This window comes from Dyella sp. NPDC103356 (assembly GCF_055584465.1).
Genome location: NZ_JBVJLZ010000005.1, coordinates 161,934 through 186,847, shown reverse-complemented (window position 1 = coordinate 186,847; position 24,914 = coordinate 161,934). Strand labels below are relative to the sequence as shown.

The window sequence follows — 24,914 nt, the reverse complement described above, 5'->3', positions numbered from 1 at the left end:
GAATCAACGTACTCCTTCAGGGGTGGCCGCTTGCTGTGCGCGACGCTTTAGGATGTTCTCTCGCAGCTGGCGAATGCGCTCGGCCTGCTCCGCGTTTTGTCCTGACGGCTGATTGCCGGGCGCGGGAACGGGCTGGACGCCGGGCGGCACGTGCCGGACCTGCATCTGCGGTGGATTGCCGTTATCGGATGGCGGATTGGGCACGGCGCCCAGGGGCGTCGGCGTACCGGCGGCTCCGGCTTTTGCCAATGGTGTTACCGGCGCACCGGCCGGCAGCTTCAACTCGGTGCGGCTGCCTGAAACCTCGAATACCGCCGAACGCGGGCTCAACTCGGCGAGTTTGATCGCGCCGTCGGGCGAGGTGCCGCCTTCGCGAATGCGCAGTTCCTTGTCGCCGTCCTTGCTGTGCAACAACGCCACGCGCAGGCTCGACGTCATGATGATGCCGGTCAGTTCCATATCGCCGAGATTGCTCGATTCACCGGCGACACGCGCCACCGGTTTGCGATCCGGATTGAACAGCGGCTTTTGCCAAACCACGCCGTAGCGCTCGAGCGGCTGGAATGTGGGCATGCCGCTATCATTGTGCATGTCGGGCAGGGGCGGCGTAGGCAAGGGCGGATTCCAGTGCACGCCGCGTCCGACACCACCGAGCAAGACCACGAACACCACCGCCAATACGGCAGCGATGCCGCCAAGTACGGGTGTCAGACGACGTTGAGCAGCAGCGTTCATGAAGATGCCCCTCCGTCGTCGTTGCTCCCGCTCTGACGCGCCTTGCGGATATAGCCCGAGAGCGTGAACTGCACCTCGATCGGCGCGCCGGCATTCTTTTGTGCGGCGACCGGGTTGCGGTAGAGCGAGATGTCGTCGATGAAAAGATAGGGCGTGCTCTGCTCCAGCGCATGCATGACCGAACCGACCGATTCGATGTCACAGCGCAGGCTGATGCTGACAGCGACCTTTTTGTACGGGTCGTTCGCGTCGGCTCGCGGATTGGCGACGGGCATTTTCTGGATCACGTCGCAGTTGCCGCCCGGCTGATGCGAAGCGACCACGTCGACCACGCGCTGCATCAAGCCGGCAGCAGCAGCGTTCGCGTCGTCTTCGGGCAGGAAGGCGTTGCTGCTTGCCTGCCCTGCGCCGAGCGCATCGATGCGTTTCTGCAACTGCGGCTTTTCCGACAGGGCAGCAGCAAAACGACTTTGCGTATCACGCAGGTCGTCCATTTGTGACCCGATCTGTTGCAGCGGCGCGACAAACCACCAGTGCAGCAGCGCAAAGTAGGCAACCACCAGCACCACCAACAGCAGCAACACGGCGGCGATGCGGCTCTCGCGCGGCTTGAGTTTCTCAAGCTTCATCGCGCACTCCCGGTGTGCGCAGGCGTGGCCTTCGCTTTGGTATCGGGTTTACGCAGCTGCGCGACCATATAGAAACGTTCTTTGCCGGTGGTGGGATCCGCCTGAATCGTGCCCTGGAAATTGGCATCGGTGATGACAGGCGAGCCCTTGACCGCGTCGATCAGCTTGGCCGCCTGCTTGGATTGGCCCTGAAAACCCACCTGCCCGGCGTTGTCGATGCTCAGGCGTTCGAGCCAGGCATCGTCCGGCAGGCGCTGACTGAGATCGTCCAGCAAGCTCAACGCCGATGGCGTGTGCAGCTTGCGATCTGCCAGGAAACCGGCTGCACCGGCGTTGTCCTGCAATTGCTGGCGCAGGGCCGCAACCTTCTGTGCCTCGGCGCGCATGCTGTCGACCTGCGACTGCATCGCCGACAGGGCTGCTTGCCGGTTGTGCAGCCATTCCCCGAGGGACATCACGACCAACAGAACGCATGCCGCCGCCAGGGCCAGATTCAAGCGTTGGCGCGGATGACTGCGACGCGGCGCCTGCTCGGGCGGCAACAGGTTGACGCCGAGGCGGTCGTAGCCGGAGGCCATGTCGACTGCGTCGATACCGATGCCGACAGCACGCAGACGTTCCAGCAGCGGGTCGAGCGTCTGACGCGGCACGGCCACCAGTTCGGCGGCGAACCGCCCGGCAGGTGCAGGCCCTTGTGTATCGCGTACGTCGTAACGAACCTGCTCGGCACGGAACGGGGTCTGCCGGTCCATTTCGAACGCGCCGATCTGCTGCAGGCTTTCGCGCGCCGCGATCGGCAATAACAGACTTCGGCGCAGCATGGTGGTCGACGGCAGACACAGCGCGATATGCAGGTCTTCGGGATCGACGCCGCGCAATGCATCGTTCAATGCCACCAGCTGCGCAGCCGGATCGAGGCTGTCGCTCCATGTCGCCAAGGGCATGCTGTCGCCTGCACGACGTACCTGCCAATCGTCGCCTTGTTTTTCGAGCAGATGCCAGGCCGACCCACCGCCAAACGCGTAGCGCCAGCGAACCGGCAGCAGGGCCGCCAGCTCCCCACCCCACCATTGGAAAAAATGCGGCATCGGCGACGTGCGCCAGGCACGACGCACGTTATCCAGCAGCGGTTGCAACGATTGCGTTGCGGAACTCATTCCCCGTCTCCTTCCTGCCAACGCAATACCGCGAAAGGTTGCGCGCCGAATCGAACTCCTTGTAACCGAACCGTGGCGTTCAGCACCGCATGAGTGCCGTCGGCCAGGGTCGCTTCCGACCGGATACTATGCGTTACTCCCTGGATGCCGGCTAGACCCTGCACATTGCTGCCCGGCTGCGCACCGGCCTGGCGCGCGGCAATCAGGCTGGCGATCTGCTGTGGGTCCATGTTCGGAATGGCCGCCAACGCCAGCGCAGGCGCGGTATTGGGGTCGGGACTGTCGCGGCCGGACCAGATCGTGATGACCGAGCCGATCTTGGAGTAGATCGCCGGCGTCATGCCTAACACCATCTGTAATTCCTCAACGCTGGCAAAGGGACCACTGCGCGGACCGTAGTCGCGCCCGGCGGCTTTGTAGGCTTGTGCACGCCGGCTGACATCGTCGGAGCTGATACCAAAGCTGCGCCAATCGACGATGCTCTGGGCGATATCCCGGGCCTGTCCGCTATCGACGCCGGCAGCGGTGAGCAAAGCCATCAATACTTCCGGCCGCGCGGCATTGAGGTCGACCTTGCCGCCCTCGTCCACCACGTTGACCTTGACCGTCGCGTCTTCGTACTTGAAGGGATAGGTGCGGCCATCGGCAACCCAGTGCGTCTGCGGCTGCGTGTCCTGCAGCCCGTAAATCGCGCGCATGACGCCAGCTTCGGCGGCGTAGTGCGCCTGCGCCTGGGCAAACTGATAACGCGCCTGCATGCCTTCGGTGCGCGCCAGCATGGCATAGCCACCGAGCATGATCGCCAGCAAGGTCAACGCCCACATGACGAGGAGCAAGGCGACGCCGCGCTGCGCGCTGCGCGATGACAAAGGCAACGACTTCATCGCAGCACCTGCCCGCGACTCAGGCCGCGCAGCAAGTTGATCTGATTGCCGGTGGCGCTCGGATCGACGCGCAAGGGGACTTCCAGGTTCGGCCAGCCGTAGTTGCCGTCGACCTGCAGGTTGACCTGCACCAGGATGGGCATGGCACGGCCGTCGCTCCAGTCCGTACCCCAGGTGCCGGCCTGATCGTCGGTATCGGGGCTGCGATAGCTGAAACTGCCTTCGCGCACGTTGTCCATCAGCACTTCAGGATCGCCCAACGGCTTGGGATCGCTACCATCGGGCGGAAGGATCGCGAAGCTCACTTCCAGGCGCGAACCGCCACCCTTGTCGTTGGGCACCAGCTTGATCTGTTGCAGTTGCGGCCCGAGCTTGCCCAGGTAACCCGGCAACGGTGCGACGAAGCGCATCTGATGCTCATCGCCCAGGAAATAGATGTTTTCGCCCTTGTCGGTCTTGGCAAATGCCATCGCCATCGTTTGCGCCAGTTCGCGACGCAGGTACATCTGTGCGGAACGGATCTGATCCAGCCGCTCGATCGCCGCCTGCCCGGAGCGCACGCTTTGCGACGCGGCACGTATACCGCCGTAAACGGCAAGCAGCAGCAACGACAGCAGGACGAGCGAGCCCAGCACCTCGATCAGGGTGAAACCATGCTCGCGGCGCGATGAATGCATCATCGCAGCTGACCCTGCGCCTGCGGCACCGCACTGACCAGCCGCAATGTGCTGAAGTGCGCGGTACGCTCGCGCCGCCCGCCCCACATCACGTCCAAGTCGAGCTTGAAAATCTGCATCGGCGTGTTGTTGCCCGCATCGCCGGGCTGGTAGGGCGCAACCGCCAGACGCCAATGGTATTGATCGTCGAACTTGCCTTCACTGGTTCCAGGCTGGAGCTTTTGCTCCATGCCGGCGCTGTCGAGCAGGCTGCGCGCCCATAAGGCCGCTTGCGCGTGATCGGCCGCATTATTGGTCAGGCCGATCGAACCACCCGCCACCTGCATCAATGCGGCAAAGGCGATCGCCAGTATCAGCAACGCGGCGATGATTTCGATCAGACTGAAACCACGTTGTCTCCCCAGTGCGCGTTTCATTGCACCACCACACTCACCGCGCCGGTCAACCACGACACGTTGACCAGCCATTGGCGCTGTTGCAGCTTCAGCGTGACATGACCGCCGGTGGAGCTGCCGTCGGGAAAGAAACGGATGCGCCCGGTGTTGCTGCCGATCTGGTCTTCGGCGGCGCTGGTAATGCCCAGCGTCATGCCTTGCGGAAGGCGAACCACTTTCCCGCCGACCGGGGTGTAGGTGTTGTCACGCGTGTTGACGGCAAACGTCTGCTCCTTGCCTTGCACGATCGCCTGCGCACGCGTTGCACGCAGTGCCGAGGCCATTTCGCCGCTGGCTGCGTTGACGCGTGCACTGGTCAGGCCTTGCGATACCGATACCGATACGGCGGCCGAGGCAATGGCGATCAGCAGGATCACCACGAGCATTTCGAGCAGGGTGAAGCCTTTGGGGAGCGAGGAGTGAGAGAAAGCAGGAGCCCGCACGTTGTTCGGGTTTACTCGTTTCTCATTCTTGTTCACTCCCGACCGGAACGAGAGACGCGAGCATGCGGGCGGGATGATCGCCCACCTGCGCATGTTGCTCGCTGTCGCTCGTCCCTGCTTTGTCATTGCCAGTTACCGACGTCCGCGTTGTAGCCGTCGCCGCCGGGTTGGCCGTCCTGACCGTAGAAGATCAGGTCGAAACTGCCGTGGTCGCCGGGATACTTGTAGCCAAAGTCATGGCCCCACGGGTCATGCATTTCCGATTCCTTGACGTACGGGCCCTGCCAGTTGCGCGCGTTGGCCGGCTTGGCCATCAGGTCGCCCAACTGCTGCGGCGGCGAGCCATTGTCGAGTGCGTAGTTTTCGATCTTCTGGCTGAGCGTGGTCAGCTGTGCCTTGCCGGCGCCGTACTTGCCCTTGTCGACGTTCTTGCCGACACCGGTGACGACCACGGCACCGATGATGCCGATCAACACGATCACGGCGAGCATTTCCAGCAACGTAAAACCGCCCGAACGGAGCGACCGTGCTGTCCTGGTGGTTCTTTGCATCATCTGCGTCATTTGTGGATTCCTCCGTTCGGTTACTGAATATTGCTGGTAAGACTGAGCAAGGGCAGCATGATCGCTGCCATGATGATCGCCACCAGAATGGTCATGACGATGGTCAACGCCGGCACCAATGCCGCCAACAGACGATCGATCGAGCGCTTGGCTTCCAGATCGAAGGTGTCGGCGACTTTGAGCAGCATGGTGTCGAGCTGACCGGCTTCTTCGCCCACCTGCACCATCTGCAGTGCAAGGCGTGGAAAGCGTTGCGATTGCGCGAGAGCAAGGCTCAGGCCCGAGCCGCCTTTGACTTGTTCGGCGGCCTGGGCGAGTGCTTCGTCCAGCGCGCGGTTGGACGTGACCTGGCGCGAGATGCCCAACGACGAAAGCAGCGGGACGCCGTTTTTCAGCAGTGTGCCCAGCGTGCGTGCGATGCGTGCGGTTTCGACTTTCAGCAGCAGCGGCCCGACCAGGCGCATGGTCAACAGTTTCGCGTGCCAGGCCAACCGCGTGACTGGATCGCGCATGCGCGCGCGCCAGATCAAGCTACCGACCACGATCGCCGCGATGATCAGCCACCACCATGAGTGCATGACTTCGCCGACCGCGAGCACGGCCTTGGTGATAAACGGGATCGGCACGCGCATGTCTTCGAAGATCGGCACGAACTGCGGCACCACGTAGGCCAGCAGCAGCACCAGCGAACCGAGCACGCCGAACATCAGGATGGCCGGATAGATCAGCGCATTGATGATGCTGCCGCGCAGTTGCTGCGACCGTTCGAGGTAATCGGCCAGGCGGCGCAGCGTGTCTTCGAGCGAACCGCCCGCTTCGCCGGCGCGCACCAGGCTGATGTAGAGCTTGGGGAACACGCCGTGTTCTTCTTCCAGCGCCTGCGACAACGGCGTACCGCCACGCACACGATCGCGAATGCGCTCGACCATCTTCTTGGCGCGCTCGCCCTCGGGCAGCTCCAACAGGATGCCCAGTGCACGGTCCAGCGGCTGGCCGGCGCCAAGCAGGGTCGCCAGCTGGTGCGTGAATTGGGCCAGCTGATCGCCGGTAAACGGGCCGCGCTTGAACAGCGCGGCCATACCGCTGCCACCGGCCGCCGCATCGGCCATGCGGGCATCGAGCGGGGTGCTGCCCTGTTCCTGCAGGCGACTGATCACCTCGTCGACGCTGGACGCCTCCATCTGCCCCTGCAGTATTTCGCCGGAGTCGTTGACCGCTCGATATCGAAACTGAGCCATGGGCTAGGAGCGCGCAAGTGAGGGTGAACGAGCGAAAGTGAACGGCAAGCGGCCGCCCATGGCGCAAAGGCGCCATAAGTTGTGACTGCGGGAAGCGGCTTGTAGTTCGCGACTTGCGGGTAAAGTTTTGAGAACTGCTTGGGCCTTCCAGGCCAGACCGGCATCATGCCGGTCAGCTTTCCTGCGTGACACGCAACACCTCCTCGATGGTGGTGATGCCGGCCACTGCCTTGGCAATGCCGTCCTCGTACATCGTGCGCATGCCTTCAACACGTGCCTGGCGCTCGATTTCGCCCGCATCGGCGCGCTGCATCACCAGGCGGCGCAACGGGTCGGTCATCACCAGGAATTCCATGATGGCGCGGCGGCCGCGATAACCGGTGGGGTTGGCCGTGCTGGTGCCCGGCTTCCACAGGCGGATCGGCCGTTCGTCGGTGTATTTGTGCAGCTCGAACTGCTCGATCACTTCCGGCAGGGCCTCGTAGGAAGTTGCGGTTTCCGGATCGAGGCGGCGCACCAGTCGCTGCGCCAGGATGCCGTTGACGGTCGAGCCGAGCAGGTAATCCTCCACACCCATGTCGAGCAGACGGGTAATACCGCCCGCTGCGCTGTTGGTATGCAGGGTGGACAACACCAAGTGACCGGTGAGCGCGGACTGGATCGCGATGCGGCAGGTTTCCAGATCGCGCATTTCGCCGATCATGATCACGTCCGGATCCTGTCGCACGATCGATCGCAACGCACCGGCGAAATCCAGGCCGATCTGCGGCTTCACCTGGATCTGGTTGATGCCTTCGATCTGGTATTCGACCGGGTCTTCGACGGTGATGATCTTTACGTCCGGCGTGTTGATCTGCGACAGCGCCGTATAGAGCGTGGTGGTCTTACCCGAACCGGTCGGACCGGTCACGAGCAGAATGCCGTGCGGGCGGTCGAGCACGTCGACAAAGCGCTGCTGGAAGTTGTCGGTGAAGCCGAGCGAAGCGAAATCGAACACCACCGATTCGCGATCGAGAATACGCATCACCACCGATTCGCCGAAGCTGGTCGGCACGGTGGACACGCGAAGATCGAGCTCCTTGCCTTGCACGCGCAGCTGGATACGACCGTCTTGCGGCAGGCGGCGCTCGGCGATATTGAGCTTGGCCATGATCTTGACGCGCGAAATGACCGCGGCGGTAGAGCTGGCCGGTGGCGCTTCCACTTCGTGCAGCACGCCGTCGATGCGGTAGCGCACTTTCAGGCGATTTTCGAACGGTTCGATGTGCACGTCCGACGCGCGCTGTTCGACGGCGCGTTGAAGGATCAGGTTCACCAGGCGAATCACCGGCGCTTCGGAAGCGAGATCGCGCAAGTGCTCGACGTCGTCTTCGACTGCGGCGCTACCATCGAGGTTTTCGACGATGGTGCCCATCGCCGAACGGCCGGAGCCGTAATAACGTTCGATCAGGTCGTCGATTTCCGAACGCAGGCCGATGCGCAAGGCGACCGGACGCCCCGTCGCCAGTTCGACCGCATGCACCGGGTACGGATCGGCCGGATCGGCCACCATCAAGGCCAGACCGTCCTCGCCATCGCGCACCGGAACGACGTGTTGCTGCTTGAGAAAACGCAACGAGATATCGACTTCGGGCGGCGGCAATTCCGGCGCTTCACGCGCGGCCAGCAACGGTGCGCCCAGGTATTCGGACCAGGCTTCGGCCAGGTCGCGCTCGGACACCAGACCCAGCCGCGCCATCAGGCCGGTCAGGGTGCCCTCGGGTGATTCCTCATGCAGACGCCGCGCCCTGACAAGGTCGCCGTCCTTCAGTCGACCTTTGGCGACCAGCAACGAGCAGACCGCCACTTCGCGGTCTTGGGTCGCCGCAACGGTCTGGTTGGTCGCCGGCTTTAGTGTGGCTGCCGACATGTTCTCACCCCGCATCCAATAACGATTCGCACCCACGATGCTCCATGCATCGCCCCCGGAAGGTGCAGAGAGATGCATTGTTAACATATTCGTCTGGGGTTACGCGAGCGTTGCATCGCTAAACGCAGCGTAGGAATCGGCGCGATAAAAATAAAACCGGCGCCCCTGAGGACGCCGGCCGATTTCTGTACTTTGGAGTCTGCCGTTGACTACTTTACGGCTGTGCTCCGGCTGCTTGCACTGCAGCATAAGCATTGAGAATACCCGTGCCGATCTGCCGGTTCGATGGCGGCGTGACATGGAACACCGTCGCCGAGGAACGTAACAGACTGGTCACTTGCGCTGTAGTAAGCAGGGTCTTGCCCAGCGCGAGGCGATAGCTCCGCATCAAGGCGACCGTACCGGCGACATGAGGCGTGGCCTGCGACGTACCGGCCATGCCGCCATAGGTCGAGGTGGTCGGCGTGGTCGAGCCGGCATTGATAGTCGACCAGATGAAGCCGGTCGTGGCCTGCGTGCCGCTGGAGCCATCGTTTCGATATACGCCACCACCGGGCGCGGCGAGCGTAATGCCATTGCCATAGTTGGAGTAAAACGCGCGCTTGCTGCTGATGCCGGTGGCCGCCACAGCAACCACACCGGCGCAGTTGGCCGGCGAGAAGCCCGATACATTGGCGTTGCTGTTGCCGGCAGCGACAACCACGGCGGTACCGCGACCGGTTGCGCCGGTAATGGCGCGACCGAGTACCGAACTGGACGAACAGGTGCCCGAACCGCCCAGGCTGAGGCTGATGACCCTGGCCGGGTTAGCGTTGTCCGGTACGCCGGTGACATGGCCGCCCGAGGCCCAGGTAATCGCATCGGCGATATCGCTATCGGATCCGCCGCAATGTCCCAGTACGCGTACCGGCAGTACCTTGGCGCCGAAAGCCGTCCCCACCATGCCGGTGCTGTTGTTGGTCAGCTCGCCGCCGGCCGTGCCGAATACGTGGGTGCCATGCCAGCTACTGGCCTCGGCGGCCTGGCCGGCGCCGCACTGACCTGCGGTGGTCCAGTCACCTGTATCCCAGCCTCCGGCAACGCGGCCATTTGCGCTGCGGCCGGAAACCGTATGGTCGGTGATGAAGTCGTAGCCTGCGCTTGCCAGCGTGAGATCCAGGTCCGGATGATTGGTCACGCCCGTGTCCAGGCTCGCAATGACCACACCGGTGCCATCGGCCAGGGTCCAGGCCTGCTGGATATTGGCGCCGCCCCAATTGGCGACCGACGTGCCCAGGCTGCTGTCACTGAAGCCGGTACCACCGGGCGAGAGGTAGTCCCATTGGTAGCCTGCGTAGTACTGGTCGTTAGGCACCGTGAAGGTCGCCGCCCCTGCCGGCGAAATGGTCGGGCGATCCACCGCCTGGCGCATGTAGTCGGGCTGCACGAACTCCACCGCCGGATCGGCTGCCAGCTGCTGCACGAACTGACGGGTTTCGGCCGCGCTCAACCGGCGCGAGGTGGTGACGACGTCGCCGCCGATCGCCAGGCGATGACCATAGCTCACGTTGAGCAAACGACCACCGCTGCGCAGCGCCTGTGCGCCGGCTCCGGCCTGATCGACCAGGTTGGCACGCGCCGCGGCGGCATTGAGGGACTGCACAGCCGCCGTCGGCTGTACCCGCTCGGTGCTGCCGTCGCGATAAAGCACGACAAAATGATCGTAGGTCTGATTTTCCTGGACCGAGCTCAGATCGAATCGGCTGGTATTGGCCGAAATATCGGCCGCTACCGCCGGCAAGCCCATCGCCATAAGCATGGAAGCCACCAGCAACTTCATCTGGGAACGCTGATTCATTCGTCTATCCCTCTCATTGTCGATAAGGAGCGAAGTGCCTGCCGCCATCCCTGCGCTAAGACCCTCCACAGCCCCTGTCAGCGGGCAGTCTTTGCAAGCTATTGAAACTTCGCTGGAATATCCCCTTACAGGTGAACCGTCCCGGCGCACCGAATGACCAAGCTACAAGCGCAAGGTTTTGCGAATAGGGACCGGGTTCGCAATTTCGTGCCGTGGCACCTACGGGACGTGATTTGGCCGGCCCACATCGGCTCTGGGACAATGGCGGTTTTCCAAGCGACCTTTTCATGCAACTGATCGATATCGGCGCCAACCTCACGCACGAGTCCTTTCACCACGATTTCGACGAGGTGCTGGCGCGTGCCCAGGCACAGGGCGTGACCCGCATGGTGGTGACAGGTGCCTCGCGCGATGGGAGCGAGCATGCGCTGCAGCTGGCCCAACGCCATCCGGGTCGCCTGTACGCCACGGCTGGCGTGCATCCGCACCATGCAATCGATTACGACGACGCGACCGACGCGCGTCTGCGCGAGCTGGCGACCCAGCCGCAAGTGCGTGCCGTCGGTGAGACGGGCCTGGACTATCACCGCAACTACTCGCCGCGCGACGTGCAGCTCGAGGTATTCGAGAAGCAGTTGAAGATTGCCGCGGATCTGGGCAAGCCCTTGTTCCTGCACCAGCGCGATGCACACGCGGACTTTATTGCGCTGCTGAAGCGCTATCGCGATCGCGTCCCCGCTGCCGTCGTGCATTGTTTTACCGATACCGGCGAGGCGCTACGCGACTATCTCGCGCTCGATTGCCATATCGGCATCACCGGCTGGATCTGCGACGAACGCCGCGGGCTGCACTTGCGTGAGCTGGTCCGCGAGATTCCGGCGAACCGGTTGATGATCGAAACGGATGCACCGTATCTGTTGCCACGCAACGTGCGTCCACAGCCTTCGCACCGGCGCAACGAGCCGATGTATCTGCGGCATATCTGTCTGGAGATTGCGCGTGATCGCGGTGAGGCTGCCGAGGTTACCGCTGCGCAGAGTACGGCTACGGCGGAGGCGTTTTTTGGAATAGAGGGCGAGTAAACCCCTCTCGAACAACCTCAGTTTTCATCGTCATCCCGGCGAAGGCCGGGATCTATTCCTCGGTCCATGCTCGTCAGGTAGCCCATGGCAAGCATCTGCGCTGAGGAATGGATTCCGGCCTTCGCCGGAATGACGGATAGGAAAGATACTCAGAAGTCCTCTGAGGCCGCTCCCACCGAAATCGCGCTCAAACCCTGCGCGATTCACCTGGCGCAAGACCATCCAGCGCATACGGCCCAATGCGTACGCGAATCAAGCGAAGCGTGGGAAAGCCGACGGCCGCAGTCATGCGCCGCACCTGCCGATTGCGCCCTTCGCTCAACGTCACACTGACCCAGCTCGTTGGAATCGCCTTGCGAAAACGCACCGGCGGATCGCGCGGCCATAGCCACTCGGGTTCGATCGCATGTTCGACCGTCGCCGGTCGCGTCGGCCCATCATTCAATACGACGCCGCGACGTAGCGACGCGATCGCCTCGTCGGTGATCTGGCCGTCCACTTGCACCAGGTAGGTCTTGGGCTCTTTATGACGCGGATCGGTCAGCTTGTGCGCAAGCGCGCCGTCGTCGGTGAGCAGCAGCAGGCCTTCGCTGTCGTGATCGAGGCGCCCGGCCGGATAGACGTCTTTCTGCTTGACGAATTCGGCCAGCGTGCGCCGGCCGTCGCTATCGGTGAACTGGCAAAGCACGCCATAGGGCTTGTTCAAGGCGATCAACATGGCGTGCATTGCACGGTGCGTCGGTCAGGACGCACCGCCTGTCAGTGAGCGGTGACCGGAGTGGCCGGTTTGACGAAGCGCAAGGTCATGCGGTCGGATTCGCCGATCGCCTGGTACTTGGCCTTGTCCTTGTCACCCAGGGTAAGCGTCGGCGGCAACGTCCAGACACCCTGCGGATAATCCTTGGTGTCCTTCGGGTTGGCGTTGATCTCGCTGGATTCTTCCAGCTTGAAACCGGCGTCGGTCGCCAGCTTGATCACATAGGCCGTGGGCAGGTAGCCGCTTTTCTTGACCGCATCGACCGAAGCCTTGTCGGCCGCGCGATGGTCTTCGACACCGAGCACGCCGCCCGGGCGCAACACCGTAAAGAACGCCTTGAACATCTGCGGCGCGGTATTGGCCATGACCCAGTTATGCACGTTGCGGAACGTGAGCACCATGTCGGCCGAGCCCGGTGCACCGAATACGGGCGCCTTGGGATCGAACTCGACCACGGCGGCCTTGCCGTAATGCGCCGCATCGGCAGCGAACTTCTGATGCAGCCCGCTCGCGTCCTGGCGCGCCTCGCTATCGGAGGGTTTCTGCACGGCGGCTACGTAATGCCCGTTGTCTTTCAGCAGCGGCGCAAGAATTTCGGTGTACCAGCCGCCGCCAGGGGTGATTTCGACCACCGTGTAATCGGGGCGAACGCCGAAGAACTCCAACGTAGCCTTGGGATGCCGGTACGGGTCGCGGGCGCGATTGGCCGCCGAGCGCCAGTTGCCGGCAAGCACGCCGTCCAGCTGCTGCGAGGTGAAATCGCGCGCGCTGGTGGGTGGCACGAGATCGCCGGCGGGCTGATCCTGCGCTTCCTGGGCAAACGCCGGAAAGGCGATAACGCAGCCGGTTGCCAGCAATGCAGTCAGCGCCAAGGTGGTACGGGTTTTCATCGACAACTCCTTATCGCGGCGCCAGAAAGGCTAACACGTGGCAGGCCGCAAGCCACGTCAACAAATGGTGTAGACCGGGCCTTTCGATTGGCTGTCATTACGCCAGCGGAGCGGCCATCGGATCAGAACGGCCGTGGGCAGACCGATTGCAGGCCGTCGATGTGCTCGTGCAGATCCGGCGCGATCCCCTGCCACATCGGATCGAGGATGAAATCGATGCCCTCGTAGCGAGCCAGCTTGGCGGCGGGGATGAAATCCGCGTCACCGGCCACCAGGATAATCTGGTCGACCTGTTTCTTGTACGACAGCGCGGCGATATCGATCCCGATCTTCATGTCGACCTGGGTCTGGCGCATATCCGGTTCGAAATGTTCATCGCCCAGGTCGTCCCACTGCAGGGTGCCTTCGCGCAGCTGCTGATAGGCGTAGCGCTTGAGCTGCCATTCGCCGCGCTCGGCAAGCCGGCCCAGCCGCAGCGCAAGCTTGCGCTGGCGGCGTAGCTGATCGTGAAGATCGCGGCGGAACGAGGCCGAGCCGGTCCGCGAGAAATCGATGCTGTCTCCGCTGATCGGTTTGACGAAGCTCTTTTCCAGCGGCGGGCAGTCGTAGAAGAAAATGCGATAGAGCGCTTCGCGCGGACGGTCGAGCGCCTTGAGGTGCTCCAACGCCATGCCGAAAACGGTCTTGGCAACGGTGCGCGCGTCGTTGGCGTCGCGCTCGCCCCAGACCTTGCGGTAGCGCGCAAGAAAAAATGCGCCGTCGACAAGGATGGCTGTGTTGTTCATGGGATGGTCCTAATTAAGAAACGGGATGATCGCCGCCGACTTCAGCCGACGGCGAGAAAAGAATCTTAGCGACTTGACCGCTCAATAGTGAATCACAGACCGAATCACCTTGCCCTCGTGCATCAGATCGAATGCCTCGTTGATGCGCTCCAACGGCAATACCTTGGTGATCATTTCGTCGATCTTGATCTCGCCGCCCAGGTAGCGCTCGACAAATCCCGGTAGCTGAGAACGCCCCTTCACCCCACCGAAGGCACTGCCGCGCCATACGCGCCCAGTGACCAACTGGAACGGGCGCGTGCTGATTTCCTGGCCTGCCCCTGCAACACCGATGATGATCGATTCACCCCAGCCCTTGTGACAGCACTCCAGCGCGGCACGCATGACGTTGACGTTGCCGATGCATTCGAACGAATAGTCGACCCCGCCATCGGTGAGATCGACGATCACCTGCTGGATGGGTGTGTCCGGATAGTCCTTTGGATTGACGCAATCGGTAGCGCCCAATGCCTTGGCCATGGCGAACTTTTCCGGATTGGTATCGATCACGACGATGCGCCCGGCCTTGGCCATGACCGCGCCCTGCACAACCGACAGGCCAATCCCGCCCAGGCCGAACACCGCCACCGATGCGCCCGGCTCGACCTTGGCCGTGTTGAGGACGGCGCCAATACCCGTGGTAATGCCACAACCGAGCAGGCAGACCTTTTCCAGCGGCGCCGCCTTGTTGATCTTTGCCAGCGAAATTTCCGGCAGGACGGTGTATTCGCTGAAGGTACTGGTGCCCATGTAGTGCAACAGCGGCTTGCCGTTCAAGGAGAAACGCGAGGTGCCGTCAGGCATCAGGCCCTTGCCTTGGGTCGCACGAATCTTCTGGCAGAGATTGGTCTTGCCGGAGAGACAGAACTTGCATTCACCGCATTCAGGCGTGTACAGCGGAATGACGTGATCGCCCACTGCCAGCGACGTCACACCTTCACCGACTTCCTCGACGATGCCGCCACCCTCGTGACCGAGGATCACAGGGAATTCACCTTCCGGATCGGCACCGGAAAGCGTGAATGCATCGGTATGGCAAACGCCGGTGGCGACGATACGCACCAACACTTCGCCAGCCTTGGGCGAAGCAACGTCCACTTCCTCGATCGATAAGGGCTGGCCTGCGGCAAAAGCGACGGCGGCGCGCGATTTCATGGAGTGCTCCTTATGGGGACGAAAAACAGGGATGGGCTCGATCGTAAAAGCCGTATCGAGTCGGCATGACTCAATAGCGTATCAGCTAATACATATCGCGGACCTTATGCGTCACCTTGCTACAGCAATTCGCGCTCGTTCCCAGCAGGCACTGTCACCTGTACCGACTTCGATACACAAAGGGATTCGGTAAAAAGGAGGCTCAACGAAAAGGAGTTCACATGAAAATACTTGCGTATTTTGTTTGTCTTGCCGCGCTGACAACGCAGGTATCGGCTCAAGATACACGGATGCCTGCGGTGGGCACGCTGCAGGAAGACCGCCAACCGGATCTGTCCGCATTCGAACTCGCCGCTCCGACCGACAATCCCTCGCCACCGCCCCGCGCATTCGCCGGCAAAGATACCTACACCTATCTGCGCTGCCACTATCGCAGTGATAGCCGTCCAGACGGCACGCAGGTCAAGTACGAATGGGCGACGAATACCCGTGGCCAGTGGTACCGAGTCAATGGCTACTGGTATTCGGGGAGTCTCTTTGAATGGAGGAACATGTTCTACACGACCACCGCGCAGGCCGAATTGCTGCAAGCCTGCGCCGATTCGTTGAAACGAAAAGGCATCCGGACCGAGCTTGTCGATATATCAGGTGCGGATACCGCGGCATCGTTCAATCACGCCCTCTGGACGCAACCCAAACCGGGAGGCTCGCAAGGTACGGAGCGAATCATCGTTTTCGGCGACAGCTTGAGTGATACGCACAACCTGAATAATCTCAGCCATGGGCTGGCGCCCAACGCTGGCTCGTGGTTCCTGGGGCGTTTCAGCAATGGTCCGGTGTGGCCGGAATACCTGGGAAAGAACGTCGGACTGACGGTCTACAACTGGGCTGTTGCCGGAGCAGCAGCGGATCAGAAACTTGTCATCCCCGGATTTACTCAGCAAGTCGATTCGTGGATCAGCATGATGCGCAGCGCCAAGAACTATGATCCAGGGCAAAGCCTCTTTTACCTGCTGATCGGCGTCAATGACCTGATCAACCATGACCGTACGCCAGATCAATCCCTGACCCCCATGGAAGAAGGTTTACGCAAACTCCTAGCTGCAGGTGCAAGGAAAATCGTCATCTCCAATCTACCGGACGCAGCGCGTGCGCCTGTATTTCGGATACGTCACGACAATGCGGCCATGGCTGCCAGGATCGACGAGTTCAATGCACGTCTTCCCCAGCTAGTGGACAAACTTGAAGCCGATTATCCGAACACCATGGCGTTGTTCGATGCCAACACCTTTTTCAAACGGATACTCGATGCGCCGGAACAGGCTGGCTTCCGCGATACGAAGCAATCTTGTCTGCGCATCGACAACGACAGTTCGCTCAACTATGCACTGAACCACGATCGACGCACCGACTGCACCGCCGATGGGTTCGTATTCTGGGACACGCTGCATCCCACTACCCGCATGCATCAGAAAATAGGGCAAGCCATGCAGGAGGCCACACCGGCAGCCTGGCTCCAGTAGCGTTGCCCCGTGACTGCGCGCGTTCTGCTATGGAGAACGCGCCGTCACGCGGCGATTTGCCGGTGCGCACTTGATCGCCTGTTGGTAGGCCGCAGCCTCTTTCTTTATCCATTCGCGAAACAGTCGCAAGCCGGCATGACTCTCGGAGCGTGGCGGATACACCAGGAAATACGCTTCGGGGATCTTCATGTAGCGATCTCCCAGCATGCAGAGCAAGCCGGCATCGATCAGCGGACGCGCCATCACCATGCGCCCAAGCGCCACGCCCATGCCTTCCACGGCCGCGCGCTGCAGCGCATCGGTGGTGTCAAATTGCGCCACGAAGCGACGCGGAACCTCGACACCGGCGTATTCGCTCCAGTCCCGCCAACGTCCGCCGGGATCACCCAACAAGGGCCACGCGCTGAGGTCATGCGGGTCACGCCCCTGCATACGCTCCACCAGCGCGGGGGCGGCAACCGGCGCGATCCATTCGTCGAAAAGGCACTCGCTTTGCAAACCCGACCAGCCGCCAAGTCCATAGCGAATAACCACGTCCACCGGGTCGCGCTCGAAATCGACCAGGCTGGTGCTCGACTGCAGGTTCAACTCCAGCTCGGGATGGGCGGCCACCAGACCGGCCAGGCGCGGCACCAGCCAACTGGTCATGACGCCCGGGATGGTGTTGACGGTCAACGCTTCTTCGCGTCGGCAGCGATAGACCGCCAAAGCACGGTCAATGCCTTCGAAATGCACGCCGATCGCGTCGAGCAGGCGCTGTCCTTCAGCGGTCAATTGAACCCCGCGGGGACCACGGTCGAATAGCTTGCGCTCGACACGCTGCTCCAACTGACGAATCTGGTGACTGAGCGCGCTGACGGTGAGGTGCGACTGCTCGGCGGCGCGCGAGAAATTTCCTGCGCGGGCGGCGACGACAAACTGCTGCAATAGGTCCAGCGAGATACGTGCCATCTTGAAAATCTCTCAAGCCTGAGTTGTCAATATATCGCTTTTCCGGCCCCTGGGGTGAGCTTATCTTGAGTCCTGTGCCACTCGCAGAAACTTATGGAGGCGCGGTTATGAGTTCGCTCTGGACTGACATGCTGTTCCTGCACGGCCATATTGCCGACCCCAAGCTGGCCCGCCGGCTGGTGCAGCCGACACCCCCGGCCACACCGCCCAAGACAGGCGGCGGCAAGCCTCGGCCAGCACGGCGGCGCGCGACCTACTATCTGGCTGCCTCCTTGCGCCGCAGCCTCTGGATGGGTTGATTCACACCGCCGCGCTACCAACTCGAAGAGAATGATCTGTCACGGTTCTCTTCGAGGAGTTTCACCATGAGTTTGAGCCTGCGCCAGCTTGGCCGGTCCGCGCTTTCCGTCGCTCCGCTGGCTTTTGGGGGCAATGTGTTTGGATGGAGCGCGGACGAAGCGCGATCGTTTCAGTTGCTGGATACTTTTGTCGATGCCGGCTTCAATCTGATCGACACGGCGGACGTGTATTCCGCCTGGGCGGCGGGTAACCGTGGCGGCGAATCGGAAACCATTATCGGCAAGTGGCTCAAGCGCAGCGGCAAGCGCGACAAAGTGCTGATTGCTACCAAGGTCGCCAAGTGGGGACAGCAACCGGGCCTGTCCCCGATCAATATCCGCGAAGCGGTGGAAGGTTCGCTCAAGCGCCTGCAGGTCGAGCAGATCGATCTGTACCAGGCACATGAAGATGACGCCACCGTCCCGCTGCATGAAAGCCTCGGCGAATTTGCGCGACTGATCGAAGAAGGCAAGGTGCGTGCGATCGGCGCATCGAACTACAGTGCCGATCGATTTGCCGAGGCGTTGCAGGTATCCGAGCAATACGGCCTGCCGCGTTACGAAAGTCTGCAGCCCGAGTACAACCTGGTGAGTCGCGCCGGCTATGAAAAAGGCCTGGAGCCGATCTGCCGGTCCGAGCAGATTGGTGTGATCGGCTACTACTCGCTGGCCAGCGGCTTTCTCACCGGCAAATACCGTAGCGAAGCCGATCTGGCAAAGAGTTCCGCACGCGGTGGCTCAGTGAAGAAATACTTGAACAAGCAGGGCCTGGGGGTGCTGGCGGCGCTCGATCAGGTCGCTGCGGCGCATAGTGCGACGCCGGCGCAGGTGGCGCTGGCCTGGTTGATTGCGCGACCGGGTGTGACTGCACCGATCGTCAGTGCGACGAGTGTCGAGCAGTTGAAGGATATTCTGGGGGCGGCGACGCTTGGGTTGAGTGCGAGTGAGATTGCTCAGTTGGATGTAGCTAGCGCGAGCTGAGAGCGCCCCCTCACCCCAACCCTCTCCCCCGGCGAAGCCAGGGGAGAGGGAGCTGACTGAGGTGAGCTTCAGTATTTCGCACTTGCCTGACCTGCTCCCTCGCCCCCGGCTTCGCCAGGGGCGAGGGCCGGGGTGAGGGGGCCTTCAAGGCGACGGCGACTCCGGATTCTCCGTATCGTCATCATCCGGCGCCAACACCTGATACCCCTGCGCCTTCAACTTCGCCAGCAAGCCCTTGGCGCCGAGCACCTGATCCATCGGCAGCAGCGCAAAGCTCTGGGTGTCGTTCGCCAGCGCGTTCTTCGCCGCATTCATCCAGGCGTCTTCGACCTTTTGCGGCAGGTCGCTCAAACCGATCTTCTGCGCCAGACCCGTCTCGGTCACGGCGGTAACGCATGCCTCACGCTGATCCTTCAGCGACGCCTTGCGCAACACGTCGATATCGCCGGTGGCCCACGCGTTGGCGCGCGCCACCATGGCGCCTAGTTGGCTCTGCACCGTATCGAGCACGTTGGAAAAACATTGCTCGTCATTCATCGACAGGCTCTTGAACGCCTTGACCGCCGCGCGCGGCTCGGTGATCACCATCTGATACTTGGTCTCGGTGATCTTGATGTTGTGCTTCTTGGCCAGGTCACGCACGGTGTTCTTGACGCCGCCCGATGCGTTCATGCCGCTGCGCTTGATCGCCTTGTCGTATAGCTCCAGCGCGGCAAAGATCGGTCGCCAACGTTCGATGCCCGAATCGTTGCCGATGTATTGCTGCTTCAACGGTAACCACCGCGCATATAACGACGTAGGCAGCGTTTGTTGCAAGGTCTTGTCATCGGGATTCTTGCGTGCACCGACCAGCGACGGCAGCAGGAAAAGCTTGCCGAAAAATCCGGTGTCCGCCTTGATCGTTACCTTGGGCGGATCGATCACTTCCTGCGAATGCGCGATCACGTCCTCAACTTCATCGGTCTTCCACTGCATGTGATCGGGCAATGGCGAAACCGTGCCGAGCACATACATCACATGATCGCCCTTGCTCACTTTCCACAAGCCGGGCCCGGGCTGCACGCCGCTCACGGTAATCGCTTCGAGGTTGGCCACCGAGCCCGACGGCGCCGGGGCCGGGGCCGTGCCGGCAGGTACCACGCTCTGCGCGACGGCAGGGAGGGCTGCGCTAAGCGCCAACAGCAGGACGGACTTGGCGATAGGCATAAACGATTCCTGGGTTGATGGACGCTAGTGGGTAGAGGACTGATCCTTGGCGAGCAGGCAAAGTTCAATGCCGTCTCAATAGCACAAAGCACAGGTTTAGCATGTGCCATGCAAACAAAACGGGGCGCCGAAGCGCCCCGTTTTATCTAGCGCCCTGCCGCTTACAGCGATGCCAGCGCCTTGTTGAACGTTTCACTGGGGCGCATCGCCGCGCTGACCAGCTTCAGGTTCGGGTGGTAGTAGCCCTCGATCTCGACCGGCTTGCCTTGCACACCATTGAGCTCACTGACGATCTTCGCCTCGTTCTCGGCCAGCGTCTTGGCCAGCGGCGCGAACCTCGCCTTGAGCTTGGCGTCCTCGTTCTGCGCGGCCAGGGCCTGTGCCCAGTACAGGGTCAGGTAGAAGTGGCTGCCGCGGTTGTCGAGTTCACCGACCTTGCGTGCCGGCGACTTGTTGCTGTCGAGGAACTGGCCGTTGGCCTGGTCGAGCGTCTTGGCCAACACACCGGCGTCGGCATTGTTATAGCGATTGCTCAGATGCTCGAAGGAAGCGGCCAGCGCCAGGAACTCGCCCAGCGAATCCCAGCGCAGATAGTTCTCTTCGACGAACTGCTGCACATGCTTGGGTGCCGAACCGCCGGCGCCGGTTTCGAACAGGCCGCCACCGGCCATCAGCGGCACGATGGAGAGCATCTTCGCGCTGGTGCCCAGCTCCATGATCGGGAACAAGTCGGTGAGGTAATCGCGCAGCACGTTGCCAGTCACCGAAATGGTGTCCTGACCCTTGCGAATGCGCTCCAGCGACAACTTGGTAGCCTCGACCGGCGAGAGGATGCGGATATCCAGACCCTGGGTATCGTGGTCCTTCAGATAGGTCTCGACCTTCTTGATGATCTGCGCATCGTGACCGCGCTTGGCGTCCAGCCAGAACACGGCTGGCGTGTCGCTCAGGCGCGCGCGATTGACGGCGAGCTTGACCCAATCCTGGATCGGCGCGTCCTTGGTCTGGCACATGCGCCAGATGTCGCCGGCTTCGACGTTGTGCTCGAGCAGCGTGTTGCCGCTGGTATCGGTCACCTTGACCACGCCGTCACCGGCGATCTGGAAGGTCTTGTCGTGCGAACCGTATTCTTCGGCCTTCTGCGCCATCAGGCCGACATTGGGCACGCTGCCCATGGTCGCCGGGTCGAATGCGCCGTTGGCTTTGCAATCCTCGATGACGACCTGGTAGACGCCTGCGTAGCTGCGATCCGGAATCACCGCCTTGGTGTCCTGCAGCTTGCCCTGGGCATCCCACATCTTGCCCGAGTCGCGGATCATCGCCGGCATCGACGCATCGATGATGATGTCGCTGGGCACGTGCAGGTTGGTAATGCCCTTGTCCGAGTTGACCATCGCCAGACCCGGGCGCTTGGCGTATTCGGCCTTGAGGTCGGCCTCGATCGCGGCCTGTTGATCGGCCGGCAGATTCTTCAGACGTGCGTACAGGTCGCCGATGCCGTTGTTTGCATCGAAGCCGGCCTGCTTGATCGCGTCAGCGTGCTTGGCCAGCACGTCCTTGTAGAACTCGTTGACCACCAGGCCGAACATGATCGGATCGGAGACCTTCATCATGGTCGCCTTCAGATGCAGCGAGAACAACACGCCTTGGCTTTTGGCGTCCTCGATCTGCGCATCGATAAAGCTGGCCAGGGCCTTCTTGCTCATGACCGCGGCGTCGATCACTTCACCAGCCTGCACGCTGGTCTTTTCTTTCAGGACCTTGCTGCTGCCGTCCTTGCCGAACCACTCGATCTTGACGCTGCCCGGCTGGGCGATGGTCACCGACTTTTCGCTGCCGTAGAAATCGCCGCCGTCCATCTGTGCTACGTGCGTCTTGGAGTCGCTGCTCCATGCGCCCATGCGATGCGGGTGCTTGCGTGCATAATTCTTGACCGACAGCGGTGCGCGGCGATCGGAATTGCCTTCGCGCAGCACCGGATTGACCGCACTGCCCATGACCCGCGCATAGCGCGACTTGGTCTCTTTTTCTTTGTCGTCCTTGGGTTCATCGACGTAGTCGGGCAAGGCATAGCCCTGCGACTGCAACTCTTTCACCGCGGCCTTCAGCTGCGGCACCGAGGCGCTGATGTTCGGCAGCTTGATGATGTTGGCGTCCGGCGTGGTCGCCAGCTCGCCCAGCTCGGTCAGATCGTCGGCGATCTTCTGGCCATCCTTCAGGTATTCGGGGAACTGCGAAAGAATGCGGCCGGCCAGCGAAATATCGCGGGTCTCGACGGCAATGCCCGCCGTGGCGGCAAAGGCTTCGATAACGGGCAACAGGGACTGCGTAGCCAGGAACGGGGCTTCATCCGTGAGCGTGTAGATGATCTTGGGCGTTTGGGACATGGTCGGCACAACCTCTTTGGCTACGGCATCAATTCATGAGGAGCGCCCTCGACAGGAAGACGCGCCCACAGGCTAGTGGCGTCGGATTCGGCGAAATCAACCGCCAGGCAACGAAGGAATCCGTGCAAGACCGCTATTGTCGCGACTAAGCAGGGGTCAGGGAAAGCCATCGACGCGGATACACATACGCAAGCGTAGGGAGCTCACGTGACCTTCTTGCGACAAGGACTTGCGCCGCGTGAGGCCGATGGTTTTCGGCGATTATCGCCGCTGGCGACCGGAGAAGGAGGCCGCATGGGCAAGGACAACCGGAGACAGCCGAGGCTGGCGGGCTTGCACGAACTATGGCGCCACGCGCCGGTTACCGCCTGCCTGATCGCCGCCAATATCGCCGTATTCGGCGCCATGGTGACCACAGGGGTCGCTATGAACGAAGTCAGCGGCGAGGACGCGGTCCGCTGGGGATCGGATTACGCTCCGCTGGTCGCGGACGGCCAATGGTGGCGACTGATCAGCTCGACGTTCGTCCATCTGAGCCTGCCTCACATCGCCGTGAACATGTATGCGCTGTATCAAAGTGGCCGCGTCGCCGAGCGGCTGTTCGGAAGCCTGCGTTTCGTGTTGCTGTACTTTTACGCGGGCGTCGTCGGCAATATGGTCAGCGAATGGTGGAACCCGGCGGTCAACGGCGCGGGCGCTTCCGGTGCGATCTTTGGCGTATTCGGCACACTGGCGGTATTCATGGCGCGTCGACATTGGCGCACATCGGCACCCGCCCTGCAGCCAGCGGGCATCAGCCTGCTCGTTTTCGCCGTCTACTCGCTGCTCAGCGGCTTCACCAACGACCGCGTGGACAATGTCGCCCATGTCGGAGGGCTGCTTGGCGGCATGGCCATGGGCCTGGCGTTGGCACGGCCGCTGAATCTCCAGCCGCATGCCAGGATAAGGCTGGGGCAGCTCATCGTTGCCTGCATGGGGGGCACGACGGTGCTGGCAGTACTGGCCTGGTCGCTGATGCATCCCTCGCCGCCGACCCTGGCCATACGGCAATTCCATCATCTGCTGGAAAAACTGCATGCGCGAGAAGTCGCCGCGATCGCCGCCAACGGACAGGTCGACCAGCGGATCAAGACCGGAAAGTTGACTGCCGCCGCTTACGCTGATGCGCTGGAGCACGAAGTCCTGCCGCCATGGCAATCGCTCTATCGAGACACGGCAGCGATCACCGCACTCCCGCCGGGTCGAGATCGCACCGCACAGCAGCTCTTGCTGCGCTACCTCGGCGATCGCCGCGATGCGGTCATCGACACCATCGACAGCAATCGCCATGACGATCTCCGACGCCTGGATGCCGCCAACGCAAAAAACGCCGATGCGGACGATGCTATCGCCGAGTTGAAAAGGCTGTCGGGGTGGGAATAAAAAAGGCGCGCCGCAGCGCGCCTTTCTCCTGGCCGATTTACGATCGCATCACTTCACCGAGAAGTCCTTGGTGGATACCGACTTGCCATCCTGCGAAATCTCCACCTTGTAGCTGCCGGTCGGCCAGCCGCTGGGCTTGGCGATATGGAAAGCCGTATTGGCCGGCCCGGTCGGATTGATGGTCGTGCTCTCTTCGTTGACCGTCTGGCCGTCCTGGTAGGTCCACTTGGCATCGAGCTTGGCCGTACCGGCGCCGGTGGTGGCGACGGAGGCGTAGATCGTGTCCTTGGCACCGAAGCTGGTCGTGGGCGTGGTGACTTTCTGGTCGCCGTCGACCGCGCTGCCCAGATCGACCGAACTCACGGCGACCGCCACCGGTGCCGCCGGCGCTGGGGTGGTCTGCGCCGCAGGTGGCGGTGCCGCTGGCGTGGATGCCGGTGGTATGGCGTTGTCTTCCTTCTTGCCGCAGCCGCCGAGTGCGAGCATGGCAGCCAGCGATACGTTCAAGATCAAAGCGTGCTGGGTGAACTTCATGATCTCGCTCCTCGTTATGGTTTGGCTGGGATCTTCAGGACCTGGCCCGGCTTGATCTTGTCCGGGTTACTCAGCTGATCGCGATTCGCATCGAAGATGGGTTGCCATGCATTCGCATTGCCATAGAAATGCTTGGCAATCTTGGACAGGCTGTCACCCGAGACCACGGTGTAGCTCTGCTCCGCGGTCGAACTCACACCCGATTGAACATCGGAAAAATCCGCTTTGCCGCTGTCATTGCTCATGGAGCCTTCCTCCTCACCGAAGAGAGCGTCACTGATACTTCGAGCGGTGTTAACGAGCTGTGAGGGCGCTTATGCCCTCGTCAGGGCACAAAAAAAGCGCGGTATTACCCGCG

25 protein-coding genes are annotated in these 24,914 nt (G+C 62.0%); 5 read left to right on the top strand and 20 right to left on the bottom strand.

From position 1 onward, the window contains the following. Positions 1 to 3: 3 nt before the first annotated feature. The 11 genes from ACZ6WW_RS13370 to ACZ6WW_RS13320 form a co-directional block, all read right to left on the bottom strand. Positions 4 to 735: a hypothetical protein gene (locus tag ACZ6WW_RS13370; RefSeq protein ID WP_465274637.1), complete on the bottom strand. Its 732-nt coding sequence runs from the start codon at positions 733 to 735 to the stop codon at positions 4 to 6. Continuing rightward, complete coding sequence (gene gspM, locus ACZ6WW_RS13365) at positions 732 to 1,364, bottom strand: type II secretion system protein GspM (protein WP_281851521.1); 633 nt, start codon at positions 1,362 to 1,364, stop codon at positions 732 to 734. The genes ACZ6WW_RS13370 and gspM overlap by 4 nt, the downstream gene beginning before the upstream one ends. Further along, positions 1,361 to 2,521, bottom strand: a complete 1,161-nt coding sequence (locus ACZ6WW_RS13360; protein ID WP_465274636.1) for a PilN domain-containing protein — start codon at positions 2,519 to 2,521, stop codon at positions 1,361 to 1,363. The genes gspM and ACZ6WW_RS13360 overlap by 4 nt, the downstream gene beginning before the upstream one ends. Then, a complete protein-coding gene (locus ACZ6WW_RS13355) occupies positions 2,518 to 3,405 on the bottom strand; it encodes a type II secretion system minor pseudopilin (RefSeq protein WP_465274635.1) in 888 nt (295 codons plus the stop codon). The genes ACZ6WW_RS13360 and ACZ6WW_RS13355 overlap by 4 nt, the downstream gene beginning before the upstream one ends. After that, positions 3,402 to 4,085 carry a prepilin-type N-terminal cleavage/methylation domain-containing protein gene (locus tag ACZ6WW_RS13350; protein ID WP_465274634.1) on the bottom strand — a complete coding sequence of 228 codons (684 nt, stop codon included), beginning with the start codon at positions 4,083 to 4,085 and terminating at the stop codon, positions 3,402 to 3,404. Before ACZ6WW_RS13350 ends, ACZ6WW_RS13355 begins: the two co-directional genes overlap by 4 nt. After that, positions 4,082 to 4,498 carry a prepilin-type N-terminal cleavage/methylation domain-containing protein gene (locus tag ACZ6WW_RS13345; RefSeq protein ID WP_465274633.1) on the bottom strand — a complete coding sequence of 139 codons (417 nt, stop codon included), beginning with the start codon at positions 4,496 to 4,498 and terminating at the stop codon, positions 4,082 to 4,084. The genes ACZ6WW_RS13350 and ACZ6WW_RS13345 overlap by 4 nt, the downstream gene beginning before the upstream one ends. Continuing rightward, positions 4,495 to 4,959 (bottom strand): GspH/FimT family pseudopilin, encoded by a 465-nt coding sequence (locus ACZ6WW_RS13340; RefSeq protein ID WP_465274632.1) that lies wholly within the window; start codon positions 4,957 to 4,959, stop codon positions 4,495 to 4,497. Before ACZ6WW_RS13340 ends, ACZ6WW_RS13345 begins: the two co-directional genes overlap by 4 nt. Before the next feature lie 122 nt (positions 4,960 to 5,081). Next, entirely contained in the window at positions 5,082 to 5,510 is a 429-nt protein-coding gene (gene gspG / locus ACZ6WW_RS13335) for a type II secretion system major pseudopilin GspG (protein ID WP_465274847.1), read from the bottom strand. A 32-nt stretch (positions 5,511 to 5,542) separates the two neighbouring features. Next, positions 5,543 to 6,760, bottom strand: a complete 1,218-nt coding sequence (gene gspF, locus ACZ6WW_RS13330; RefSeq protein ID WP_465274631.1) for a type II secretion system inner membrane protein GspF — start codon at positions 6,758 to 6,760, stop codon at positions 5,543 to 5,545. A gap of 172 nt (positions 6,761 to 6,932) precedes the next feature. After that, positions 6,933 to 8,669, bottom strand: coding sequence for a type II secretion system ATPase GspE (gene gspE / locus ACZ6WW_RS13325; protein ID WP_281851515.1), 1,737 nt, complete (start codon positions 8,667 to 8,669; stop codon positions 6,933 to 6,935). 214 nt (positions 8,670 to 8,883) lie between these two features. After that, complete coding sequence (locus ACZ6WW_RS13320; RefSeq protein WP_465274630.1) at positions 8,884 to 10,506, bottom strand: S8 family serine peptidase; 1,623 nt, start codon at positions 10,504 to 10,506, stop codon at positions 8,884 to 8,886. A gap of 287 nt (positions 10,507 to 10,793) precedes the next feature. Between ACZ6WW_RS13320 and ACZ6WW_RS13315 the strand changes: the two genes are divergently transcribed. Next, entirely contained in the window at positions 10,794 to 11,588 is a 795-nt protein-coding gene (locus ACZ6WW_RS13315) for a TatD family hydrolase (protein WP_465274629.1), read from the top strand. A 187-nt stretch (positions 11,589 to 11,775) separates the two neighbouring features. Here ACZ6WW_RS13315 and ACZ6WW_RS13310 read toward each other — a convergent pair whose 3' ends face one another. The 4 genes from ACZ6WW_RS13310 to ACZ6WW_RS13295 all read right to left on the bottom strand — a co-directional run bounded on the left by ACZ6WW_RS13310 (position 11,776) and on the right by ACZ6WW_RS13295 (position 15,214). Continuing rightward, complete coding sequence (locus ACZ6WW_RS13310; RefSeq protein WP_465274628.1) at positions 11,776 to 12,306, bottom strand: pseudouridine synthase; 531 nt, start codon at positions 12,304 to 12,306, stop codon at positions 11,776 to 11,778. 41 nt (positions 12,307 to 12,347) lie between these two features. After that, a complete protein-coding gene (locus tag ACZ6WW_RS13305) occupies positions 12,348 to 13,235 on the bottom strand; it encodes a class I SAM-dependent methyltransferase (protein WP_465274627.1) in 888 nt (295 codons plus the stop codon). 122 nt (positions 13,236 to 13,357) lie between these two features. After that, positions 13,358 to 14,020, bottom strand: coding sequence for an NYN domain-containing protein (locus ACZ6WW_RS13300; RefSeq protein WP_281851510.1), 663 nt, complete (start codon positions 14,018 to 14,020; stop codon positions 13,358 to 13,360). Positions 14,021 to 14,101: 81 nt separating this feature from the next. Then, complete coding sequence (locus ACZ6WW_RS13295) at positions 14,102 to 15,214, bottom strand: S-(hydroxymethyl)glutathione dehydrogenase/class III alcohol dehydrogenase (protein ID WP_465274626.1); 1,113 nt, start codon at positions 15,212 to 15,214, stop codon at positions 14,102 to 14,104. A 221-nt stretch (positions 15,215 to 15,435) separates the two neighbouring features. Here ACZ6WW_RS13295 and ACZ6WW_RS13290 point away from each other — a divergent pair, with 221 nt between their 5' ends. Further along, on the top strand, positions 15,436 to 16,737 hold the full coding sequence (locus ACZ6WW_RS13290; RefSeq protein WP_465274625.1) for an SGNH/GDSL hydrolase family protein: 1,302 nt from the start codon (positions 15,436 to 15,438) through the stop codon (positions 16,735 to 16,737). A gap of 27 nt (positions 16,738 to 16,764) precedes the next feature. Here the strand turns inward: ACZ6WW_RS13290 and ACZ6WW_RS13285 are convergent, their stop codons facing one another. Then, positions 16,765 to 17,688 carry a LysR substrate-binding domain-containing protein gene (locus ACZ6WW_RS13285; RefSeq protein ID WP_465274624.1) on the bottom strand — a complete coding sequence of 308 codons (924 nt, stop codon included), beginning with the start codon at positions 17,686 to 17,688 and terminating at the stop codon, positions 16,765 to 16,767. Positions 17,689 to 17,795: 107 nt separating this feature from the next. On the opposite strand from ACZ6WW_RS13285, the gene ACZ6WW_RS13280 reads away from it, so the two are divergent. Together ACZ6WW_RS13280 and ACZ6WW_RS13275 are read left to right on the top strand one after the other, a co-directional pair. After that, a complete protein-coding gene (locus ACZ6WW_RS13280; RefSeq protein ID WP_465274623.1) occupies positions 17,796 to 17,987 on the top strand; it encodes a hypothetical protein in 192 nt (63 codons plus the stop codon). Between the two features lie 66 nt (positions 17,988 to 18,053). After that, positions 18,054 to 19,007, top strand: a complete 954-nt coding sequence (locus ACZ6WW_RS13275) for an aldo/keto reductase (RefSeq protein WP_465274622.1) — start codon at positions 18,054 to 18,056, stop codon at positions 19,005 to 19,007. A 144-nt stretch (positions 19,008 to 19,151) separates the two neighbouring features. Here ACZ6WW_RS13275 and ACZ6WW_RS13270 read toward each other — a convergent pair whose 3' ends face one another. Then, on the bottom strand, positions 19,152 to 20,213 hold the full coding sequence (locus ACZ6WW_RS13270) for a TraB/GumN family protein (RefSeq protein WP_465274621.1): 1,062 nt from the start codon (positions 20,211 to 20,213) through the stop codon (positions 19,152 to 19,154). Positions 20,214 to 20,374: 161 nt separating this feature from the next. Continuing rightward, positions 20,375 to 22,600 (bottom strand): NADP-dependent isocitrate dehydrogenase, encoded by a 2,226-nt coding sequence (locus ACZ6WW_RS13265; protein ID WP_465274620.1) that lies wholly within the window; start codon positions 22,598 to 22,600, stop codon positions 20,375 to 20,377. Positions 22,601 to 22,807: 207 nt separating this feature from the next. Here ACZ6WW_RS13265 and ACZ6WW_RS13260 point away from each other — a divergent pair, with 207 nt between their 5' ends. Then, positions 22,808 to 24,022: a rhomboid family intramembrane serine protease gene (locus tag ACZ6WW_RS13260; protein ID WP_465274619.1), complete on the top strand. Its 1,215-nt coding sequence runs from the start codon at positions 22,808 to 22,810 to the stop codon at positions 24,020 to 24,022. A 48-nt stretch (positions 24,023 to 24,070) separates the two neighbouring features. Here the strand turns inward: ACZ6WW_RS13260 and ACZ6WW_RS13255 are convergent, their stop codons facing one another. Next, positions 24,071 to 24,556 carry a hypothetical protein gene (locus ACZ6WW_RS13255; protein WP_465274618.1) on the bottom strand — a complete coding sequence of 162 codons (486 nt, stop codon included), beginning with the start codon at positions 24,554 to 24,556 and terminating at the stop codon, positions 24,071 to 24,073. Positions 24,557 to 24,570: 14 nt separating this feature from the next. After that, on the bottom strand, positions 24,571 to 24,801 hold the full coding sequence (locus ACZ6WW_RS13250; protein WP_281851501.1) for a LysM peptidoglycan-binding domain-containing protein: 231 nt from the start codon (positions 24,799 to 24,801) through the stop codon (positions 24,571 to 24,573). Positions 24,802 to 24,914 lie beyond the last annotated feature (113 nt).

Coding starts and splice junctions, on each gene's coding strand:
- ACZ6WW_RS13285 (WP_465274624.1), bottom strand. CDS start 17,688: ATGGCACGTATCTCGCTGGACCTATTGCAGCAGTTTGTCGTCGCCGCC.
- ACZ6WW_RS13305 (WP_465274627.1), bottom strand. CDS start 13,235: ATGAAAACCCGTACCACCTTGGCGCTGACTGCATTGCTGGCAACCGGC.
- gspF (WP_465274631.1), bottom strand. CDS start 6,760: ATGGCTCAGTTTCGATATCGAGCGGTCAACGACTCCGGCGAAATACTG.
- ACZ6WW_RS13320 (WP_465274630.1), bottom strand. CDS start 10,506: ATGAATCAGCGTTCCCAGATGAAGTTGCTGGTGGCTTCCATGCTTATG.
- ACZ6WW_RS13295 (WP_465274626.1), bottom strand. CDS start 15,214: ATGAAATCGCGCGCCGCCGTCGCTTTTGCCGCAGGCCAGCCCTTATCG.
- ACZ6WW_RS13290 (WP_465274625.1), top strand. CDS start 15,436: ATGAAAATACTTGCGTATTTTGTTTGTCTTGCCGCGCTGACAACGCAG.
- ACZ6WW_RS13255 (WP_465274618.1), bottom strand. CDS start 24,556: ATGAAGTTCACCCAGCACGCTTTGATCTTGAACGTATCGCTGGCTGCC.
- ACZ6WW_RS13360 (WP_465274636.1), bottom strand. CDS start 2,521: ATGAGTTCCGCAACGCAATCGTTGCAACCGCTGCTGGATAACGTGCGT.
- gspM (WP_281851521.1), bottom strand. CDS start 1,364: ATGAAGCTTGAGAAACTCAAGCCGCGCGAGAGCCGCATCGCCGCCGTG.
- ACZ6WW_RS13345 (WP_465274633.1), bottom strand. CDS start 4,498: ATGAAACGCGCACTGGGGAGACAACGTGGTTTCAGTCTGATCGAAATC.
- ACZ6WW_RS13355 (WP_465274635.1), bottom strand. CDS start 3,405: ATGAAGTCGTTGCCTTTGTCATCGCGCAGCGCGCAGCGCGGCGTCGCC.
- ACZ6WW_RS13275 (WP_465274622.1), top strand. CDS start 18,054: ATGAGTTTGAGCCTGCGCCAGCTTGGCCGGTCCGCGCTTTCCGTCGCT.
- ACZ6WW_RS13270 (WP_465274621.1), bottom strand. CDS start 20,213: ATGCCTATCGCCAAGTCCGTCCTGCTGTTGGCGCTTAGCGCAGCCCTC.
- ACZ6WW_RS13370 (WP_465274637.1), bottom strand. CDS start 735: ATGAACGCTGCTGCTCAACGTCGTCTGACACCCGTACTTGGCGGCATC.
- gspE (WP_281851515.1), bottom strand. CDS start 8,669: ATGTCGGCAGCCACACTAAAGCCGGCGACCAACCAGACCGTTGCGGCG.
- ACZ6WW_RS13265 (WP_465274620.1), bottom strand. CDS start 22,600: ATGTCCCAAACGCCCAAGATCATCTACACGCTCACGGATGAAGCCCCG.
- ACZ6WW_RS13310 (WP_465274628.1), bottom strand. CDS start 12,306: ATGTTGATCGCCTTGAACAAGCCCTATGGCGTGCTTTGCCAGTTCACC.
- ACZ6WW_RS13300 (WP_281851510.1), bottom strand. CDS start 14,020: ATGAACAACACAGCCATCCTTGTCGACGGCGCATTTTTTCTTGCGCGC.
- ACZ6WW_RS13280 (WP_465274623.1), top strand. CDS start 17,796: ATGAGTTCGCTCTGGACTGACATGCTGTTCCTGCACGGCCATATTGCC.
- gspG (WP_465274847.1), bottom strand. CDS start 5,510: ATGCAAAGAACCACCAGGACAGCACGGTCGCTCCGTTCGGGCGGTTTT.
- ACZ6WW_RS13250 (WP_281851501.1), bottom strand. CDS start 24,801: ATGAGCAATGACAGCGGCAAAGCGGATTTTTCCGATGTTCAATCGGGT.
- ACZ6WW_RS13350 (WP_465274634.1), bottom strand. CDS start 4,085: ATGATGCATTCATCGCGCCGCGAGCATGGTTTCACCCTGATCGAGGTG.
- ACZ6WW_RS13315 (WP_465274629.1), top strand. CDS start 10,794: ATGCAACTGATCGATATCGGCGCCAACCTCACGCACGAGTCCTTTCAC.